Origin of the sequence: Pantoea sp. Morm (assembly GCF_016643525.1) — a bacterium.
In the GTDB taxonomy this organism is placed as follows: domain Bacteria; phylum Pseudomonadota; class Gammaproteobacteria; order Enterobacterales; family Enterobacteriaceae; genus Pantoea; species Pantoea dispersa.
Genome location: NZ_VOQX01000002.1, coordinates 13,632 through 31,705 on the forward strand (window position 1 = coordinate 13,632; position 18,074 = coordinate 31,705).

General features: G+C 57.6%; 15 protein-coding genes. 2 read left to right on the plus strand and 13 right to left on the minus strand.

Features of this window, described 5'->3' with window-relative positions:
• Position 1 precedes the first annotated feature (1 nt).
• A complete protein-coding gene (gene cmoM / locus FT726_RS00890; protein ID WP_058769552.1) occupies positions 2-772 on the minus strand; it encodes a tRNA uridine 5-oxyacetic acid(34) methyltransferase CmoM in 771 nt (256 codons plus the stop codon).
• A 124-nt stretch (positions 773-896) separates the two neighbouring features.
• On the opposite strand from cmoM, the gene elyC reads away from it, so the two are divergent.
• The gene (gene elyC, locus FT726_RS00895; protein ID WP_021508338.1) at positions 897-1,682 is read left to right on the plus strand and encodes an envelope biogenesis factor ElyC; all 786 of its coding nucleotides are present in this window, start codon (positions 897-899) and stop codon (positions 1,680-1,682) included.
• Here the strand turns inward: elyC and FT726_RS00900 are convergent.
• The 12 genes from FT726_RS00900 to serC form a co-directional block, all read right to left on the minus strand.
• Entirely contained in the window at positions 1,662-2,555 is an 894-nt protein-coding gene (locus FT726_RS00900) for a YcbJ family phosphotransferase (protein ID WP_104092771.1), read from the minus strand. The genes elyC and FT726_RS00900 overlap by 21 nt on opposite strands.
• Before the next feature lie 109 nt (positions 2,556-2,664).
• Positions 2,665-3,414: a 3-deoxy-manno-octulosonate cytidylyltransferase gene (gene kdsB / locus FT726_RS00905; protein WP_058757760.1), complete on the minus strand. Its 750-nt coding sequence runs from the start codon at positions 3,412-3,414 to the stop codon at positions 2,665-2,667.
• Positions 3,411-3,593: a Trm112 family protein gene (locus FT726_RS00910; RefSeq protein ID WP_010618270.1), complete on the minus strand. Its 183-nt coding sequence runs from the start codon at positions 3,591-3,593 to the stop codon at positions 3,411-3,413. Before FT726_RS00910 ends, kdsB begins: the two co-directional genes overlap by 4 nt.
• A 78-nt stretch (positions 3,594-3,671) precedes the next feature.
• Positions 3,672-4,889 carry a winged helix-turn-helix domain-containing protein gene (locus tag FT726_RS00915; RefSeq protein ID WP_288422717.1) on the minus strand — a complete coding sequence of 406 codons (1,218 nt, stop codon included), beginning with the start codon at positions 4,887-4,889 and terminating at the stop codon, positions 3,672-3,674.
• 20 nt (positions 4,890-4,909) lie between these two features.
• Positions 4,910-5,911: a tetraacyldisaccharide 4'-kinase gene (lpxK, locus tag FT726_RS00920; RefSeq protein ID WP_104092769.1), complete on the minus strand. Its 1,002-nt coding sequence runs from the start codon at positions 5,909-5,911 to the stop codon at positions 4,910-4,912.
• Positions 5,908-7,656, minus strand: a complete 1,749-nt coding sequence (gene msbA, locus FT726_RS00925; RefSeq protein WP_021508343.1) for a lipid A ABC transporter ATP-binding protein/permease MsbA — start codon at positions 7,654-7,656, stop codon at positions 5,908-5,910. The genes lpxK and msbA overlap by 4 nt, the downstream gene beginning before the upstream one ends.
• A gap of 34 nt (positions 7,657-7,690) precedes the next feature.
• On the minus strand, positions 7,691-9,919 hold the full coding sequence (locus FT726_RS00930) for a DNA internalization-related competence protein ComEC/Rec2 (RefSeq protein ID WP_346302313.1): 2,229 nt from the start codon (positions 9,917-9,919) through the stop codon (positions 7,691-7,693).
• Positions 9,920-10,151: 232 nt separating this feature from the next.
• Positions 10,152-10,436: an integration host factor subunit beta gene (gene ihfB / locus FT726_RS00935; protein ID WP_010618275.1), complete on the minus strand. Its 285-nt coding sequence runs from the start codon at positions 10,434-10,436 to the stop codon at positions 10,152-10,154.
• An 86-nt stretch (positions 10,437-10,522) separates the two neighbouring features.
• A complete protein-coding gene (gene rpsA / locus FT726_RS00940; RefSeq protein ID WP_021508345.1) occupies positions 10,523-12,196 on the minus strand; it encodes a 30S ribosomal protein S1 in 1,674 nt (557 codons plus the stop codon).
• Between the two features lie 122 nt (positions 12,197-12,318).
• Positions 12,319-12,999 carry a (d)CMP kinase gene (gene cmk / locus FT726_RS00945; RefSeq protein ID WP_021508346.1) on the minus strand — a complete coding sequence of 227 codons (681 nt, stop codon included), beginning with the start codon at positions 12,997-12,999 and terminating at the stop codon, positions 12,319-12,321.
• 198 nt (positions 13,000-13,197) lie between these two features.
• Positions 13,198-14,484 carry a 3-phosphoshikimate 1-carboxyvinyltransferase gene (gene aroA / locus FT726_RS00950; RefSeq protein WP_088516420.1) on the minus strand — a complete coding sequence of 429 codons (1,287 nt, stop codon included), beginning with the start codon at positions 14,482-14,484 and terminating at the stop codon, positions 13,198-13,200.
• A gap of 85 nt (positions 14,485-14,569) precedes the next feature.
• Complete coding sequence (gene serC, locus FT726_RS00955; protein WP_021508348.1) at positions 14,570-15,655, minus strand: 3-phosphoserine/phosphohydroxythreonine transaminase; 1,086 nt, start codon at positions 15,653-15,655, stop codon at positions 14,570-14,572.
• Between the two features lie 311 nt (positions 15,656-15,966).
• On the opposite strand from serC, the gene ycaO reads away from it, so the two are divergent.
• Entirely contained in the window at positions 15,967-17,730 is a 1,764-nt protein-coding gene (gene ycaO / locus FT726_RS00960) for a 30S ribosomal protein S12 methylthiotransferase accessory factor YcaO (protein ID WP_346302314.1), read from the plus strand.
• Positions 17,731-18,074 lie beyond the last annotated feature (344 nt).

Below are 18,074 nucleotides of genomic sequence, written 5' to 3' on the forward strand. Positions count from 1 at the left end.
TCTACCTGGGTTTGCGCGCAGTCACGTGGATATAGCGCCCTAAACTCAAAAAGGGCTCCTGACGACAGTAGCGCCGTTCCATCTCAATAATTTCCTCAACGCTCTTCCCGGCGCCGGGCTGCGGCTTCATGTAGTCACTGAACACGCGGATACCGGCACGCTGCTCGGTAATAAATCCGCACTGCGTCAGCCAGCGCTGTACATCGTCAGGATCGCGGGGGAAATCCGGTGACAGCGTGCGTTTTTTGCGCTTGTTCATGTTGGCGCGCAGATAGCCGAAATTGCCGAGCGTCAGGGTGCGGAACGTCAGGCCGTGCGCGTTATAAAACATCAGCGACAGCACACCACCGGGTTTCAGCGTATGCCACAGCGCCTGCAGCACCGCCAGCGGATCCGCCACCCACTCAAGCACAGCGTGAAACAATACCAGATCCACCGGCTTATCCAAATGTTCGCCAACCTGCTGTGCGCTAATTTGTTTGAATTGCATGTTGTGGCTCACACCTGCGCTGTGCGCATGGGCGGCGGCCAGCTTAAGCATCTCGCCCGACAGGTCGCACAGCAGTACCTGATGCCCCTGCGCGGCGAGGCCGCTGGAGATCTGACCGACGCCACCACCGGCATCCAGCACCGTCAGCGGGCCGGCGGGCAGCGTCGGCAGAATGGCGTTCAGCTCATCCCAGATGATCGCCTGACGCACCTGGCCTTTACGGGTGCCATAAATATTTTGCGAGAATTTATCCGCCAGATCGTCAAAGTTACGATCCTGCATGGTGATGGCTCCGCTTTGCTGCATTCAACTTGTGCTATTTTGTCACAGGCTCGACAAGAATGAACCTTTCATGCCGCAGTAACTGTCTGGCTGCTGTTTTTTCGGACAAAAGGAGACGTTTTCGATGTTTTTTGCCTTAAAAAAATGGATTGGCGCGATGCTACTGCCTTTGCCATTGCTGTTAACGCTTATGGCGGCAGGACTTTTACTGCTCTGGTTCAGCCGCTGGCAAAAAAGCGGCAAAATCCTTATCTCATTGAGCTGGCTGATGCTGTTACTGCTGAGCCTGCAACCGGTGGCCGATCGGCTGCTGGCCCCGCTGGAAAACCAGTATGCCACGTGGAATGGCAGCGAGCCGGTGGACTATATCGTGGTGCTGGGCGGGGGTTACACCTATAACCGGCAGTGGGCACCCAGCTCCAACCTGCTGAACAACAGCCTGCCGCGCGTGACCGAAGGCGTTCGCCAGTGGCGACGCTATCCTCAGGCCAAAATGATCTTCACCGGTGCCGCTGCGGGCTACAATCCGCGCAGCAACGCCAGCGTTGCCGCCGACGTGGCGCGCAGCCTTGGCGTGCCCGACGATGCCATTATCGTGCTGGATCAGCCGCATGACACCGGCGAAGAAGCGCTGGCGGTGAAGCAGACCATCGGGCAGCATCCGTTTTTGCTGGTGACGTCTGCCAACCATCTGCCACGCGCCATGCACTTTTTCCAGAGCGCCGGCCTGAATCCGCTACCGGCACCGGCTAACCAGCTGGCGATCACCTCACCGATCAGCGTCTGGGATCGCACGCTGCCCTCGCCGCTATGGCTCAGCCATAGCCAGCGCGCGGTGTACGAAACGCTGGGGCTGATCTGGCAGCGGTTGCGCGGCAGTGGCGAACCTTCAGCCGAGCCAGGGGAGTAGCTGCGCGCGGGCATGGTCAAAGCGCGGCCGGTCAAACTGGCCGCTGCTGACCAGCGTGTCAACGCAATCCCACAGCTGATAGAGCCAGCGGCGCCAGACGAAACCTTCATCCACCGGCGCACGCTGTAAATAGTGCTGCAGCAGCGATGCTTCAGCACCGTTTTCCGCCAGGCGCATCAGCTCATACTCACGCGGTGCCCACAAAATGGTGCCCGGCTGGGTCATCGCCACCAGCTGATCGCTGTGCGGGTCTTTCAGCATACTGGCGAGACGCAGATTGCCGTGCATTAGCACGCACGGGTCGTCAAAGCCGGCAAACAGCTGCGCCAGCTGTTCGCGGCTGCGGAACAGAATCTGACGATCGGCGTGGGTAAATCCAGGGGGCGACAGATAGCCCAGCGTGGACCACAGCACTTCCACCCGCTGGCGATACCACGCCGGCCAGCGATTTTCCTGCACGCTGTCAACGCTGCCGACCAGGCCATGGCTGTCAATGCGGTGCCACGCCAGCAGTCCTTCGACAATCTGTTCACACAGCTGCTCCCAGCGCGCTGCTGTGCGCGCCGGCGCTTCGGCCGATACGCCATTTAAGCGCGCCAGCAGCAGCATTTCATGCGCCGGCGGTTGCTGACTCAAAACCAGGCCGTACACCGTGGGCAGCGTAATCAGTCCTTCATGCGCCAGCATGGTGAGTTTTTTCGCTTCGAGCGCGGCGCGTCCCTGATGACGAAAATATTTGGCCACCAGCGGCATCGGCTTGCCGTGGTCATCATAGAGGGCGTAAAGCCGCGATTGTGCCTGTTCGCTGATGGTTTCCAGCCGGCTGACGCCTTCGCCCAGCACCAGCGCCAGTTCTGCACGGAGTTGTTCCATGGAAGAGTCCTCCGGAGTTAACTCATTGCACCATCCTGGAGGTCATGACGGCGCGAAACTTAGCGCCAGATCAAACTTTGCGGCCAGCCGGGGCGCTGGCCGCTGACGATTATGCCTGCATCGCTTCACGCACGCGCAGCAGATCGTCCGGCGTATCCACACCGACGCTCGGCACGGTGGCCGCTACCGCCACGTGAATCTTTTCGCCGTACCACAGCACGCGCAGCTGCTCCAGCAACTCGATCTGCTCCAGCGCACAGGGTTGCCATGCCACATAGCGACGGATAAAACCGGCGCGATAGGCATAAATACCGATGTGGCGCAGCAGCGTGTCGCCAATCTGCTCACGCGACTGCGCGTAACGTTCACGATCCCACGGAATGGTCGCACGTGAAAAATAGAGCGCATAACCGCTGGCATCAGTGACCACTTTTACCGCGTTGGGATTGAACGCCTCTTCTGCCTCGTGAATCGGTACCGCCAGCGTGGCCATGCCGGCATCCGCCTGGGCCAGATTGTCCGCGACCTGACGCACAATCTCCGCCGGAATCATCGGCTCGTCGCCCTGCACGTTCACGATGATGGTATCGTCAGCAAACTGATATTTTTCAATCACCTCGGCCAGACGCTCGGTACCAGATTGGTGGTCGGCGCGCGTCATGCAGACTTCCCCGCCGGCAGCGGTCACCGCGGCCGCCACGTCAGGATGATCGGTGGCCACAATCACCCGCTCGGCGCCGGACTCGCGTGCACGTTCCATCACGTGCACCACCATCGGTTTACCGTGAATATCCAGCAGCGGTTTGCCCGGCAGGCGCGTGGAGGCGTAGCGTGCCGGAATAATCGCCACGAAACTCATGGATGAATCTCTTCAACGGACAGGGTGCGCGCTTCTACTTCCAGCAATACCGGAATACCGTCACGCACCGGGAACGCCAGGCCGTCGGGTTTGCAGATCAACTCCTGCTGCTCTTTGTTGTAATACAGTTTTCCGTTGCAGACCGGACAGGCCACAATCTCAAGTAAACGGTGATCCATACTTTTCTCCTTTCAGGACCGATACGTCAGAGGATTAGCATACCATAGCGCAATCAGGGACGGCGCGCCGCCATCGGCTTATATGCTGACGTGCCAGTGCGTGGACCAGGCGGCCCGCAGCGCATCAGGCGCGTTTTCCAGCACCACTTCGCGGGCGCCCTGCCAGGCGGCGAAGCGGTTAATGGCTTTATGCACATCGGCGAGAAACTGCTGGCTCACGCGCACGCCGGGCTCCAGCCAGAAGGCCCGCAGAATCAGGCGCTGCGCCTGGCGATCCATTTTGGCATCGACGCGTCCCTTCAGTACGCCGCGATGCAGCAGCGGCAGGACAAAATAGCCGTATTTACGTTTGTGCTCTGGCGTGTAGCACTCAATGCGATAGTCAAAATTAAACAACTCAAGCGCGCGGCGGCGATCCCATACCACCGGATCAAACGGTGACAGCAGCGCGCTGTGCGTGGCGGCCTGCGGCTGCGCCAGCTGCGGCAGCAGCGTATGGTGCAGCCACATCTCGCCCAGTTGCTCAACCTCAACGCGCTGAATCACTCCCTGCTCAGCGGCCTGCGCCAGCCAGAGTGCGATAGGCGCGCGTTTCAGCCGGTAGTAATCGGCCAGCCAGCTGGCGCGGAAAATGCCGAGGCTGCGCGCGCTGTGATCCAGCATCTGCATCACCGCCTCGTTCTCGCTCAGCGCATGCTGCTCGTCGCGCCAGTGCGGCATCACCCGGCTACGCAGATCGTAGACACGCTGGAAGTTACGGCGCTCGACAACCATCAGTTCACCGGCGCTAAACAGGTTCTCCAGATGTCGCTTGTGCGGCTTCCACGCCCACCAGCCGGGTTTGGTGTGCTTGTCGCTGGCAAAATCAGCGGCGCGTACCGGACCGGTGGCGGCGATATGTTGCAGCAGATCGGCGATTTCCTGCTGATGCTGATCCACCCATTGCTGATTGTATTTCCAGCCCAGGCGCTGCGGTGCCAGCATGCGGTGACGCAGCAGCGGATAATCTTCAAAAGGGATAAAACAGGCTTCATGCGCCCAGTATTCAAACAGCGCGCCCGCCGCCAGCGTTTGCTCCAGCCACTCGGCTGGAAAAGCGCCCAGCCGGCTGAACAGCACCAGATATGGACTGCGCGCGACCACATTAATGGTATCGATTTGCAGCAGCGACATCTGCCGCACACAGGCGTGAATATCGGCAAAACGCGCCTGACGGCGCGGCGGGCGTAGCAGGCCCTGGGCAGAGAGGTGCAGATTGCGGGCGGTTTGCAGAGAGAGGGAATGCGTGCTGGTCATTGCGTCGTCCCTTTGAATGGTTAGCGCGACCGGGCGTCGCGCGCAGCCGTACAGAGTTGCGTCAGATCGGCCAGCAATGCGGCCAGCGGCGCGCCCGCCAGATGCGCATCCACCGGCAGATACCACCAGTTAGCGCGGGCAAAATGGCGGCATTTGACCGCGTCTTTTTCCGTCATCAGCAGGCACTGTGCATCCTGAGTCAGGCTGCGTAACTCTTCTTCGCTATAAGCGTGGTGATCGGCAAAGGCGATCTCTGCCACCGGCTGCACGCCCTGCTGCTGCAGCGTAGTGAAGAAACGCGGCGGATGACCGATGCCGGCCATCGCGACAATTGGCGGCAGCTGCGTCAGTGCAGCCTGTTCGCCGGTCAGCAGATTGACCGCCAGGCCCGGCTGCAGCGTCATGGCGATCTCGCCAGCCTGCGCGCTGCCCCCGTTGACCACCACGGCATCTACCTGCGCCAGCCGCGATGCGCGTTCACGCATCGGTCCGGCCGGTAACCACCAGCCGTTACCAAAGCGACGCACGCCATCCACCACCACGATTTCGCGATCGCGCTGCAGCGCGTAGTGCTGCAGGCCATCATCCGTCACAATCACATCCAGCGGATGCGCCGCCAGCAGGGCCTCGATTGCCAGCCGGCGCTGCGGTGCCACTGCCACCGGCACCTGGGTGCGCTGGGCGATCAGCACCGGTTCATCACCAGCCTGTTCCGTCGCGGTATCCTGATTGACCAGCAGCGGATAGCGTTCCGCTTTACCACCGTAACCGCGCGACACCACACCCGGACGCAGCCCCTGCTGTTGCAGCGCCTGCACCAGCCAAATCACCAGCGGTGTTTTACCGTTGCCGCCCGCGGTCAGGTTGCCAACGACAATGACCGGACAGGGCGCGCGCCAGCGGGTACGCCAGCCGCGCTGATAGCTCAGGCGAATCAGCCAGGTGATAGCGCCATACAGCAGACTCAGCGGCCACAACAGCAGCCACAGCGGCGAGCGTCCGCTCCAGATACGTTCAATCATTGACCGAACTGCAGTTTGTGCAGCTGCGCATAAGCGCCCTTCTGCGCCAGCAGCACCTCATGGGTACCGCGTTCCACGATTCGCCCATCCTCGACCACCACGATTTCGTCGGCCTTTTCAATGGTGGAGAGACGGTGCGCAATCACCAGCGACGTGCGGTTCTTCTGCAGCTCGTCCAGCGCCGACTGGATGGCGCGTTCGGATTCGGTATCCAGCGCCGAAGTGGCTTCATCGAGAATCAAAATCGGGCAGTCACGCAGCAGCGCACGGGCAATGGCGATACGCTGACGCTGGCCGCCAGACAGCAGCACGCCGTTTTCACCAATGACCGTATCGAGACCGTTATCCATCTTGTTGATGAAGTCCATGGCGTGCGCCATGGTCGCCGCCTGCTCGATTTGCTCGCGGGTGTATTCACCGTTGCGTGCATAAGCGATGTTATTGGCGATGGTGTCATTGAACAGATGGACATTTTGCGAGACCAGCGCCACCTGATTACGCAGCGAGCGCAGGGTGTACTCACGCAGGTCGTGGCCATCCAGCAGAATCTCGCCCTCGTTGATATCGTAAAAACGCGTCAGCAGGCTGGCCATGGTGGATTTACCCGAGCCGGAACGGCCCACCAGCGCCACGGTTTTACCCGCGGGCAGCGTAAGATTAATATCACGCAGCGCCGGAATGTCGCGGCCCGGATAGGTAAAGGTCACGTTACGGAATTCAACATCCCCTTTCGCACGCGTGATTTCGCGCTTGCCGTTGTCGATCTCCTGTTCGCTATCCAGAATGGTGAACAGCGTCTGACAGGCCGCCATGCCACGCTGGAACTGGGCGTTGACGTTGGTCAGCGATTTCAGCGGACGCATCAGGGCGATCATCGACGAGAACACCACGGTAATGGTACCGGCAGTCAGGGTATCCATTACGCTCGGGAAGCTGGCCGCATACAGCACAAAAGCCAGCGCCAGCGATGCGATCAGCTGGATTACCGGATCGGAAATCGAAGAGGCCGAGACCAGTTTCATGCCCTGCTGGCGCATTTTATTGCTGACCTGCGAGAAACGCTCAGCTTCCACTTCCTGTCCGCCAAAAATCAGCACTTCTTTATGCCCTTTCAGCATCTGCTCAGCACTGGTGGTCACCTGCCCCATGGTGTTCTGCATATTTTTGCTGATGCTGCGGAAGCGTTTGGACACAGTGCGAATGGCAAAGGAGACCAGCGGCGCCAGCAGAATCAGAATCAGTGACAGCTGCCAGCTGTAGTAAAACATCATGATGAACAGGCCAATGATCGATGCGCCTTCGCGTACCACCGTCACCAGCGCGCTGGAGGAGGAAGAGGCCACCTGTTCAGAATCGTAGGTGATCCGCGACAGCAGCGTACCGGTAGACTGCTGGTCAAAGAACGCAACCGGCATGCCCATCATGTGGCCGAACAGGCGACGGCGCATGTTCATAACCACATTGCCGGAGACCCATGAGATACAGTAACTGGAGATATAACTGGTTACGCCGCGGATCAGCATCAGGCCGATGACCGCCAGCGGCATCCACAGCAGAACGGATTTGTCGGCTTTGCCGAAACCATCATCCAGTAAAGGTTTCAACAGGGAGAGCATTAGGGTGTCGCCTGCCGCATTGAGTATCAGCGCCACGGCGGACACAATCAGGCCAGCCTTGTGCGGTGCAATCATCGGCCAGAGTCGGCGAAATGTCTGCCACGTTGAGAGGTCTTTGTCTTGATGCATTATTTATTCACGCTGTTTGAAATAGCCGCTCATTCTACCTGGAATCGCGTTTGACGCCAAACCACTGATGATACCAGCGGGGGATTATTTGCTCTCTTAACCCTTTAATCTGCCAGCGACCCTGCCGTATCGCGATGTGAATCTGGCCTGATTGCGCAGTGTCATACCAGCGATAGCCCTGCTCGCGGTAACGCTGGACCACGGCGACGGCGGGCATACGCCAGGCGTTATAGCGCGCCAGCGAAGCCAGCGCCGCCTGCCCGGCAACACTCCGTAACAGTAAAGGGCCGGAGGAGCTCCGGCTGCCATGATGGGGCACCTGGATAACAGTGGATTGTAAGCCGCCCTTTTCCAGGGCGACCAGCTTGCGCTCCGCCTCCAGCTCGATGTCCCCGGTCAGTAACAGGCTGAACTGACCATCGTCCACGCGCACCACGCAGGAGTCGTTATTTTGCCCGGAAGTCTGCGCGCGCGGTGGCCATAGCGCGTGAAAGTGCAAACGCCCCCACTGCCACTGCTGGCCGCGATAGCATGGCAGATGCCCGGGCTCGCCGAGCGCGCTGCGAACCCGCAGACCAGGCTGCGCCTGTTGCAGCGCGGCTAATCCACCACGGTGATCGAGATGCTTGTGGCTCAGGATCACCCCTTGCAGTTGGCGCCCGGTGTAGTGCAGCCAGGGTAACAAAACCCGCCCGCCTGCATTGTCCTCTGCCCAGCCGGGTCCGCTGTCATACAGCATCACCTCATTTCCCTGGCTGATCGCCACCGCCAGACCATGTCCGACATCGATCATGTCAATCTGCCAGTCGTCCTGCTGGGCATTGCTGCGCCAGAGCCACAGCAAGAGCAACAGCGCGCAGCAGGGCATCAGCGCCTTCGCGAGCAAGCCGCTGCGCCACAGCGCCAGCCCGGCCCAGAGCAGCAGCACCGCCGGCAACGTATCGCTCCAGCGCCACCAGCCGGCGGGCAGCCACGCCAGCCCCTGCATCACCAGGCTGACCGACAGGTCGGCCAGCTGCCATAGCGGAATGGCGATTGCAGGCAGCGGCAACAGCATCGCCAGCAGAATCAACGGCACGGTAATCAGCGACACCACCGGCACTGCCAGCAGGTTGGCCACTAGCGCGCTCAGGCTGAGCCCGTGGAACAGAAAGATCTGCAGCGGCGCCATCAGAATCATCATGCCCAATTGCAGATGCAGCAGTCGCAGCATGAGCCAGCGACGCGGCTGGCGGAAACGTGGCGGCAGAGGAAACCACTGAAACCACAGTATCAGCATCGCCACGGCCAGCGCCGACAGCCAGAAGCTCTCTGACAGCACCGTCAGCGGATCAAGCCATAACAAACTCCCTACGCAGAGCGTCCACACCTGCCAGTTGCTCAGCTGCCAGCCAGCTATACGCGTCGCCAGCCACAGCGTTAACGCCAGCATCGCGCGCTGTGCCGGCGGATGACTGCCGGAGATCCAGCAATAGGCTGCCGCTGTTAACCCGCTGATCAGCAGCGGCATCAGATAGCCGATTTGCCTGGCAGGTAACACTAACTGGATGACGCGCGCCAGTAGCCAGCCTACGCTGGCCGCCAGCGCGATATGCATGCCGGAGATGGCCATCAGGTGCGCGGTACCGGTTTCGCGCAGCAAGGCTCGCTGGGCCGGAGTCATCGCCTCACGCACGCCAAAGGCCAGCGCCTGTATTATTGCGGGCTGCGTTAACCCGCTGAAACGCGCCAGATGATGATCGATAAACCGCGTCCGCCAGCTGCAGCGCAGAGACTCAGCCTGCTGGCTGACAATACGCCCCTGCAGCGCGCTGTGGTTAGCAATGGCAAAACGCTGCAGATCAAATTCGCCCTCGTTGAGCCGGGCGTGCACCGCGCGTAGCCGCAGCTTCATCTGCCAGCGCTGTCCCGCACACCAGGCAACCTCATCGCTGACATTACGCAGCGTGACAAACAACGGTGGAAAGACGTAGCGGTCACCTGCCCGGATTATCTGCGCCGTGAGCTGGTTCTTCGCGGGATTCACTGCAGTTATCTGAAGCGTGGCCGCCACCGGTGCCACGGTCAGTTGCTCGAGGGTATCGACCGTCTGACGCGCCTCGATCAGTGCCCAGCTCAACAGCAGCAAGCCCAGTCCGGCGTAGCGCAAAAGCATTACTGATGTACATGCCAGCAACAGTGCGCTTATTAACAGCAGCACAATGGTACTGTAAGCGGGGATGTGCGGCAGCATACCCAGCGGCAGCGCCGCGAGGAGCATCATTCTGGCTACCACTGTTATTGTCACGCGCACGCCCTCTTCTGTCATTGCCGCGCATTGTGCGCGCTGGCAGAGGGAAAAGCATGTGGCTAAATGTCGATTTCAGAGAGGGATTACGTGCAGTTTATGGTGGTTGCAGGGGATCAACAGCAACATGGAAGCAGGATCGCAAACCTGAATGCGAGGCAAAAAAAAACGACACCTGCAGGTGTCGTTTTTATCGTTCGGTAACGGCTTAGCCGTAGATATTTGCACGGTCACGCAATTCTTTGCCTGGCTTGAAGTGGGGAACGTATTTACCTTCCAGTTCCACTTTGTCACCCGTTTTCGGGTTGCGACCAGTGCGCGGTGCGCGGTAGTGCAAAGAAAAGCTGCCGAATCCCCGGATTTCAATGCGCTCGCCCTGGGCCAGCGTAGTGGCCATGTGCTCGAGCATCTCTTTGACCGCATCCTCAACGACTTTCGCCGGGATATGAGTATGCTGGCCAGCAAGTCTTTCAATCAGTTCTGACTTGGTCATGTAACCTCCGGTTAATCCCTGTTTGGAAAGGTATGACAGCTTTTACCGAAACCGGACGATTTTCACCGTCCGGTGCTTCGGGTCGATTACTCGCCTTTAGCCGCTTTGAACGCTTCAGCCATTGCGTTAGAGAAGTTGCCATCTTCCTGTTTGGTGTTAACAGTGTTGATAGCTTCTTTCTCGTCAGCCTGGTCTTTAGCACGAACAGACAGGCTCACAACGCGGTTCTTACGGTCAACGCCGGTGAATTTCGCTTCAACGTCGTCGCCTACGCTCAGAACCTGAGTGGCGTCTTCGATGCGGTCCAGAGAAGCTTCAGAAGCGCGCAGGTAACCTTCTACGCCGTCAGCTAATTCTACTGTAGCACCTTTAGCGTCAACTGCAGTGACTTTACCCGTCACGATTGCGCCTTTCTTGTTCAGGGTGATGTAGTTGTTGAATGGATCTTCAGCCAGCTGCTTCACGCCCAGAGAAATACGCTCACGCTCTGCGTCAACCTGCAGTACAACGGCAGCGATTTCGTCGCCTTTCTTGTACTCACGAACGGCTTCTTCGCCAGTCGCGTTCCAGGAGATGTCAGACAGGTGAACCAGACCGTCGATGCCACCGTCCAGGCCGATGAAGATACCGAAGTCAGTGATTGACTTGATTTTACCTTCAACGCGATCGCCTTTGTTGTGGGTCTCTGCGAACTGCTGCCATGGGTTAGATTTGCACTGCTTCAGACCCAGGGAGATACGACGACGCTCTTCGTCGATGTCCAGAACCATAACTTCAACCACATCACCTACGTTGACAACTTTAGATGGGTGGATGTTTTTGTTGGTCCAGTCCATTTCAGACACGTGTACCAGGCCTTCAACGCCTTCTTCGATTTCAACGAAGCAGCCGTAGTCAGTCAGGTTGGTCACGCGACCGGTCAGTTTGGTACCTTCCGGATAACGCTTAGCGATAGCAACCCATGGATCTTCGCCCAGCTGTTTCAGGCCCAGAGATACACGAGTACGCTCGCGGTCGAACTTCAGCACTTTAACAGTGATTTCGTCGCCCACGTTGACGATTTCGCTTGGATGCTTAACGCGCTTCCACGCCATATCGGTGATGTGCAGCAGACCGTCAACGCCACCCAGGTCAACGAATGCGCCGTAGTCAGTGAGGTTCTTAACGATACCTTTGACTTCCATGCCTTCCTGCAGGTTTTCCAGCAGCTGATCGCGCTCAGCGCTGTTTTCAGATTCGATAACCGCGCGGCGAGAAACCACGACGTTGTTACGCTTCTGATCAAGCTTGATTACTTTGAATTCAAGCTCTTTGCCTTCCAGGTGCAGAGTGTCGCGGACCGGACGAACGTCAACCAGTGAACCTGGCAGGAACGCACGAATACCGTTCAGCTCAACTGTGAAGCCACCTTTAACTTTGCCGTTGATAACACCGGTAACAGTTTCAGCGTCTTCGTAAGCTTTTTCCAGCGTGATCCAAGCTTCGTGACGTTTAGCTTTCTCACGGGACAGCAGGGTTTCACCGAAGCCGTCTTCTACTGCATCCAGAGCAACGTCAACTTCGTCGCCCACCTGGATTTCCAGTTCGCCAGCTGCGTTCTTGAACTGTTCTGCAGGGATAGCAGATTCAGATTTCAGACCCGCATCAACCAGCACGACGTCTTTGTCGATAGCAACAACGACGCCACGAACGATGGAACCCGGACGGGTTTCGATTTCTTTCAGGGACTCTTCAAAGAGTTGAGCAAAAGATTCAGTCATATTGATAATCTTAGGATTCTTCAATTTAACGTCCACCTGACGTCATTGTCGGATGGGGTTGTTTCACATGCCCTGCACCGCTTCCCTGGCACAGGGTTACTACAATTCGGTCGCCGAAAAGATTAAATGCCCAGCTTCTGGCGGGCATAATCTAGTGCCTTTTCAATCACTTGCTCAATGGTCATGCTGGTTGAATCCAGCACCAGAGCATCAGCGGCTGGCACTAAAGGCGCGATGGCGCGGTTACGATCGCGGTCGTCGCGTTCCTTTATCTCGGATAAAAGGCGATCAAAGTTAACACTAAAGCCCTTTTCCTGCAACTGTAGCATACGGCGATGCGCACGCTCTTCGGAGCTGGCATCGAGGAAAATTTTAACGGGCGCGTCCGGGAAAACCACGGTGCCCATATCACGTCCATCGGCGATTAAACCCGGCTCCTCGCGGAAAGCACGCTGTCGGCGCAGCAAGGCTTCACGCACACGCGGAAATGCCGCCACGCGCGACGCCGTATTGCTCACTTCCTGGGTGCGGATTTCGCCGGTGACATCCTCACCTTCCAGCACTACCTGCATTTCACCGTCTACCGACAGAAAACGCACGTCAAGGTGCGCCGCCATGGGCACCAGCGCTTCTTCCGACTCGATATCCACCTGATGATGCAGCGCGGCCAGAGCCAGTACGCGATAAATAGCCCCTGAATCCAGCAGGTGCCACTGCAACGACTCCGCCATCGCTTTACATAAAGTCCCTTTACCCGCGCCGCTTGGGCCATCAATGGTAATTACCGGGGCGATTGCCGTCATTGTTCTCTCCTGTTGCTGCGTGCTGATGATCAGCCTTCTTGGCTGTCTGGATTGCGCGGCATTATACGCTGCCCGCGTCCGCTTGGTTACCCTTTAGCGTAGACAGCGCCAGAAATTTCGACAGTTTCAGAACAATTTCCCGCCAGTGAGGCCAGCAGAGGGTTCAGAAGCCCGGCACAGCGGTACCGGGCGGGCGGATTAGGATGCGTGGCTGATTTTTGCCAGCTGCTGGAAGTAATCCGGGAAGGTTTTCGCCGTACAGCCGGGATCGAGAATGGTTACTGGCGTGTCGGACAGCGCAACCAGCGAGAAACACATCGCCATACGGTGATCGTTGTACGTGCCGATATCGGCGTGCTGTAACTGCGCAGGCGGTGTGACGCGAATAAAATCGTGCCCCTCTTCCACTTCCGCACCGACTTTACGCAACTCGGTCGCCATGGCCGCCAGGCGATCGGTCTCCTTTACGCGCCAGTTATAGATGTTGCGCATCAGCGTGGTGCCTTCGGCAAACAGCGCGGTGGTAGCGATTGTCATTGCCGCATCCGGAATATGGTTCATGTCCATATCAATGGCGTTCAGCGCACCGCGCGTGCAGGCAATATAATCGTCGCCCCACTCGATCACCGCTCCCATCTTCTCCAGCACATCGGCAAAACGGATATCGCCCTGCACACTGTTGCGGCCAATCCCGGTAACGCGCACCGTGCCGCCTCTGATTGCCGCAGCGGCAAGGAAATAGGACGCTGACGACGCATCGCCTTCCACCAGATAATCACCTGGCGACTGATACTGCTGCTGACCTTTCACCACAAAGCGCTGGTAGTGCTGATTATCAACGTCCACGCCAAAGCAACGCATCAGGTGCAGGGTGATATCAATGTAGGGTTTGGAAACCAGCTCGCCTTTAATGGTGATCGTGGTGTCCTGCTGTGCCAGCGGCGCGGTCATCAGCAGCGCCGTCAGGAACTGGCTGGAAACGCTGCCATCGACACTGACTTCGCCGCCAGTAAATCCGCCGTTCAGACGCAGCGGCGGATAGTCGGTCTGTTCGAGGTAATCAATGCGCGCGCCGCCCTGCCGTAACGCATCGACCAGATGGCCGATCGGACGCTCTTTCATGCGCGGTTCGCCGGTCAGCACCACCGACTGCTCGCCGAGGCACAGTGCGGCCGCCAGCGGACGCATCGCGGTTCCGGCATTGCCCAGGAACAATTCCAGCGGCTGTTCGGCACGCAGCGGTCCACCGTTGCCGACCACTTCACACACGGTGCGATCGGCTGACAGGGTATAGCTGACGCCCAGCGCCTGCAGCGCATTAAGCATGTGTTTAACATCATCGCTGTCGAGCAGGTTGGTCAGGCGCGTGGTGCCGTTCGCCAGCGCGGCCAGTAACAGGGCGCGGTTTGATACGCTTTTTGAACCCGGTAAGTTTACCGTGCCGTCAACGCGGGCAATCGGCTGTAAAGTCAGGGAGTCCTGCATGTGAAACCAAATCTCCAGAAATACGAGACCCTGTCCAGTGACAGGGTCTGATGCCAGCCGGGCAGGCTGGCACTAAAGTAGATAATTAACCGTGACGACGTTCGAAGTCGACCATGAATTCGGTCAGCGCTTTAACGCCTTCCAGCGGCATCGCATTGTAGATCGAGGCACGCATACCGCCAACCACACGGTGCCCCTTCAGCGCATGCAGGCCCGCCTTCAGTGATTCTTCAAGGAACACCTTATCCAGCGCAGCATCGGCCAGTTGGAAAGGCACGTTCATCCGGGAACGGTTTTCACTGGCGACGTCGTTACGGTAGAAGCTGCTGCTATCAATCACGCCGTACAGCAGATCGGCTTTCGCCTGATTAACCTTGTCCATCTCTGCTACACCGCCCTTCTCTTTCAGCCATTTAAACACCAGGCCGGAGAGGTACCAGGCAAACGTCGGCGGCGTGTTGAACATCGAATCGTTTTCGGCCAGCACTTTGTAGTCGAGAATGGAGGGCACCCAGCGCTGCGCTTTGCCCAGCAGGTCATCACGCACTACCACCAGCGTCAGGCCAGCGGGACCGATGTTCTTCTGCGCGCCGGCATAAATCACGCCGTAGCGGCTGATGTCGAGCGGGCGGGACAGGATGGTGGAAGAGAGATCGGCCACCACCACTTTATCGCCGAAGTCTGGCTCTTCATCGATGGCAATACCGTCGATGGTTTCATTCGGGCAGAAATGCACATAAGCAGCATCATCGCTGAGCTGCCATTCACGCATCGGTAACAGTGCGCGTTTACCCTCACGGGTGGTTTTGATGTCAATGGCGTTCGGCGAGCAGAATTTTTCTGCTTCTTTAATAGCGCTGTGCGCCCAGTAGCCGCCGTCGATGTAATCCGCGCGGCTGGCATCGCCCAGCAGATTACCGGGGATTGCCGCGAACTGCGCACGCGCGCCGCCATGGCAGAATAATACTTTGTAGTTGGCCGGGATTTTCAGCAGATCGCGAAAATCCTGCTCCGCCGCTTCCGCGACTTCAATAAACTCTTTGCTGCGGTGACTGATTTCCATCACCGAGGTGCCTAAGCCATGCCAGTTTGTCAGTTCTTGTTCTGCACGACGAAGCACTTCCACCGGCAGCATTGCCGGTCCGGAGCTAAAATTATAAACCTGCGCCATTTCCCCTCACCATTGTCATATCGAACGGTTATGAATACCCCATCGGTTTTATCATTGCCTCCGGATGGCTGCAATCATTTATCCGGCAGCGATCACATTTCCAGATCCCGCTCCACCGCAGCTTATGTCACAAATGTAATAAGCCACGGAATTTTGTGAGGCAGCGCGGTGAAGTAAAATCAGACAGCTGCCAGAGTGCGAAAAAGCCGTAACAATGCGTTGAGAAATTTGGCGGAGCAATGGCGAAGCAGGCGCAAAACCCGTATTATTGCGCGCTTTACGCCCAACCATCGACTTGAGAGAGCGCCACCATGACGCAAACGTTTATTCCAGGTAAAGACGCCGCACTGGAAGACTCCATCGCACGCTTCCAGCAGAAACTGCAGGATCTGGGTTTCAACATTGAAGAAGCTTCCTGGCTAAACCCGGTGCCGCACGTCTGGTCAGTGCACATTCGCGACCGTGACTGCCCGCTCTGTTTTACTAACGGTAAAGGCGCCAGTAAAAAAGCGGCGCTGGCCTCAGCGCTGGGCGAATATTTTGAGCGCCTCTCAACCAACTACTTCTTTGCCGATTTCTGGCTGGGTGAAACCATCGCTAACGGCGACTTCGTGCACTACCCGAACGAGAAATGGTTCCCGCTGAGCGACGATGACAGCCTGCCGGAAGGCATTCTGGATGCGCGCCTGCGTAAGTTTTACGATCCGGAACAGAGCCTGAGCGCGTCCGATCTGGTGGATCTGCAGTCTGGTAATGCCGCTCGCGGTATTTGCGGCCTGCCATTTACCCGCCAGTCCGATCAGCAAACTGTTTACATTCCGATGAACATCATCGGCAACCTGTATGTGTCTAACGGCATGTCCGCTGGCAACACCGCCAATGAAGCGCGCGTACAGGGCTTATCCGAAGTGTTTGAGCGCCATATTAAAAACCGCATTATCGCGGAATCCATCAGCCTGCCGGAAATTCCTGAAGCGGTAATGCAGCGCTATCCTGGCGTGGTGGAGGCTATCAATCGTCTTGAAGCGGAAGGTTTCCCGATTTTCTCCTATGACGCTTCGCTGGGCGGCAACTATCCGGTGATCTGTGTGGTGCTGTTCAACCCGGCTAACGGCACCTGTTTTGCCTCGTTTGGCGCCCATCCGGACTTTGGTGTCGCGCTGGAACGTACCGTCACCGAACTTCTGCAGGGCCGCGGCCTGAAAGATCTCGACGTGTTTACACCGCCCACCTTCGATGATGAAGAAGTGGCTGAACACGCTAACCTTGAAACCCACTTCATTGATTCAAGCGGTCTGATCTCCTGGGATATGTTCAAAGACGATGCCGACTATCCCTTTGTCGACTGGAGCTTTGCCGGCACCACCCATGAAGAGTTCGATACGCTGATGGCGATCTTCCGTGCGGAAGATAAAGAAGTGTATATCGCCGACTACGAACATCTGGGCGTTTACGCCTGCCGCATTATCGTACCGGGAATGTCTGATATTTACCCTGCCGAAGACCTGCTGCTGGCGAATAACAACATGGGTGCATCACTGCGTGAAACGCTGTTATCCCTGCCAGCAACCCAGTGGCAACCCGAGGAGTATCTGGCTCTGATCGAACAGCTGGATGAAGAAAGTCATGATGACTTCACCCGCGTGCGTGAACTGCTGGGGCTGGCGACCGGCAAAGACAACGGCTGGTTCACGCTGCGTATTGGCGAGCTGAAAGCGATGCTGGCGCTGGCCGGTGGCGATCTGGATCAGGCGCTGATCTGGACGGAATGGACCATGGAATTCAACCAGTCGATCTTCAGCCCTGAGCGTGCCAACTACTATCGCTGCCTGCAGACTCTGCTGCTGCTGGCGATGGAAGAAGATCGCGATCCGCTGCAGTATCATCGCGCGTTTGTGCGCATGTATGGCGAAGCCGCCGTCGACGCCGCTTCGGCTGCCATCAGCGGTGAGGCACCGTTCTACGGTCTGCAGGTGGTTGACCGCGATCTGCACGCGTTCCCGGCGCATCAGGCACTGCTGGCCGCGTATGAAAAATTACAGGCGGCAAAACGTCGTTACTGGTCTGCGAAATAAATCGGCGCATTTTGTCTGTGACGAAATAGCCTGAAAATTAACGGGCACTGGCAGTATCCAGTGCCCTTTTTTTATGCCGCTGAAAATTCATCGGGCGCAGAAAATAATAAATAACAATTCACTATCATTGATAAACAGTATTTAACAAAACAGCCCTTAAGCCTGCCGCACCTTCAACTTATTTTGCATAAATTAAAAATTATTTTTTGAATAAATTTCAATATCTTAATTGATTTTCTGGTCGTTTTGCGGCTTTGCTTAACCCTGCCGTTTCGGCAAATATGATCCACATCAACTCCTGACCTATACTCCTTTGTTAGTATCTTTACAGACAATTTCTGGAG

Bases quoted from the DNA above. Each gene is read 5' to 3' on its own strand.
- FT726_RS00915 (WP_288422717.1), bottom strand. From the start codon at position 4,889: ATGACCAGCACGCATTCCCTCTCTCTGCAAACCGCCCGCAATCTGCAC.
- rpsA (WP_021508345.1), bottom strand. From the start codon at position 12,196: ATGACTGAATCTTTTGCTCAACTCTTTGAAGAGTCCCTGAAAGAAATC.
- FT726_RS00900 (WP_104092771.1), bottom strand. From the start codon at position 2,555: ATGGAACAACTCCGTGCAGAACTGGCGCTGGTGCTGGGCGAAGGCGTC.
- aroA (WP_088516420.1), bottom strand. From the start codon at position 14,484: ATGCAGGACTCCCTGACTTTACAGCCGATTGCCCGCGTTGACGGCACG.
- FT726_RS00930 (WP_346302313.1), bottom strand. From the start codon at position 9,919: ATGATGCTCCTCGCGGCGCTGCCGCTGGGTATGCTGCCGCACATCCCC.
- elyC (WP_021508338.1), top strand. From the start codon at position 897: ATGTTTTTTGCCTTAAAAAAATGGATTGGCGCGATGCTACTGCCTTTG.
- cmk (WP_021508346.1), bottom strand. From the start codon at position 12,999: ATGACGGCAATCGCCCCGGTAATTACCATTGATGGCCCAAGCGGCGCG.
- ycaO (WP_346302314.1), top strand. From the start codon at position 15,967: ATGACGCAAACGTTTATTCCAGGTAAAGACGCCGCACTGGAAGACTCC.
- msbA (WP_021508343.1), bottom strand. From the start codon at position 7,656: ATGCATCAAGACAAAGACCTCTCAACGTGGCAGACATTTCGCCGACTC.
- cmoM (WP_058769552.1), bottom strand. From the start codon at position 772: ATGCAGGATCGTAACTTTGACGATCTGGCGGATAAATTCTCGCAAAAT.
- kdsB (WP_058757760.1), bottom strand. From the start codon at position 3,414: ATGAGTTTCGTGGCGATTATTCCGGCACGCTACGCCTCCACGCGCCTG.
- FT726_RS00910 (WP_010618270.1), bottom strand. From the start codon at position 3,593: ATGGATCACCGTTTACTTGAGATTGTGGCCTGTCCGGTCTGCAACGGA.
- ihfB (WP_010618275.1), bottom strand. From the start codon at position 10,436: ATGACCAAGTCAGAACTGATTGAAAGACTTGCTGGCCAGCATACTCAT.
- lpxK (WP_104092769.1), bottom strand. From the start codon at position 5,911: ATGATTGAACGTATCTGGAGCGGACGCTCGCCGCTGTGGCTGCTGTTG.
- serC (WP_021508348.1), bottom strand. From the start codon at position 15,655: ATGGCGCAGGTTTATAATTTTAGCTCCGGACCGGCAATGCTGCCGGTG.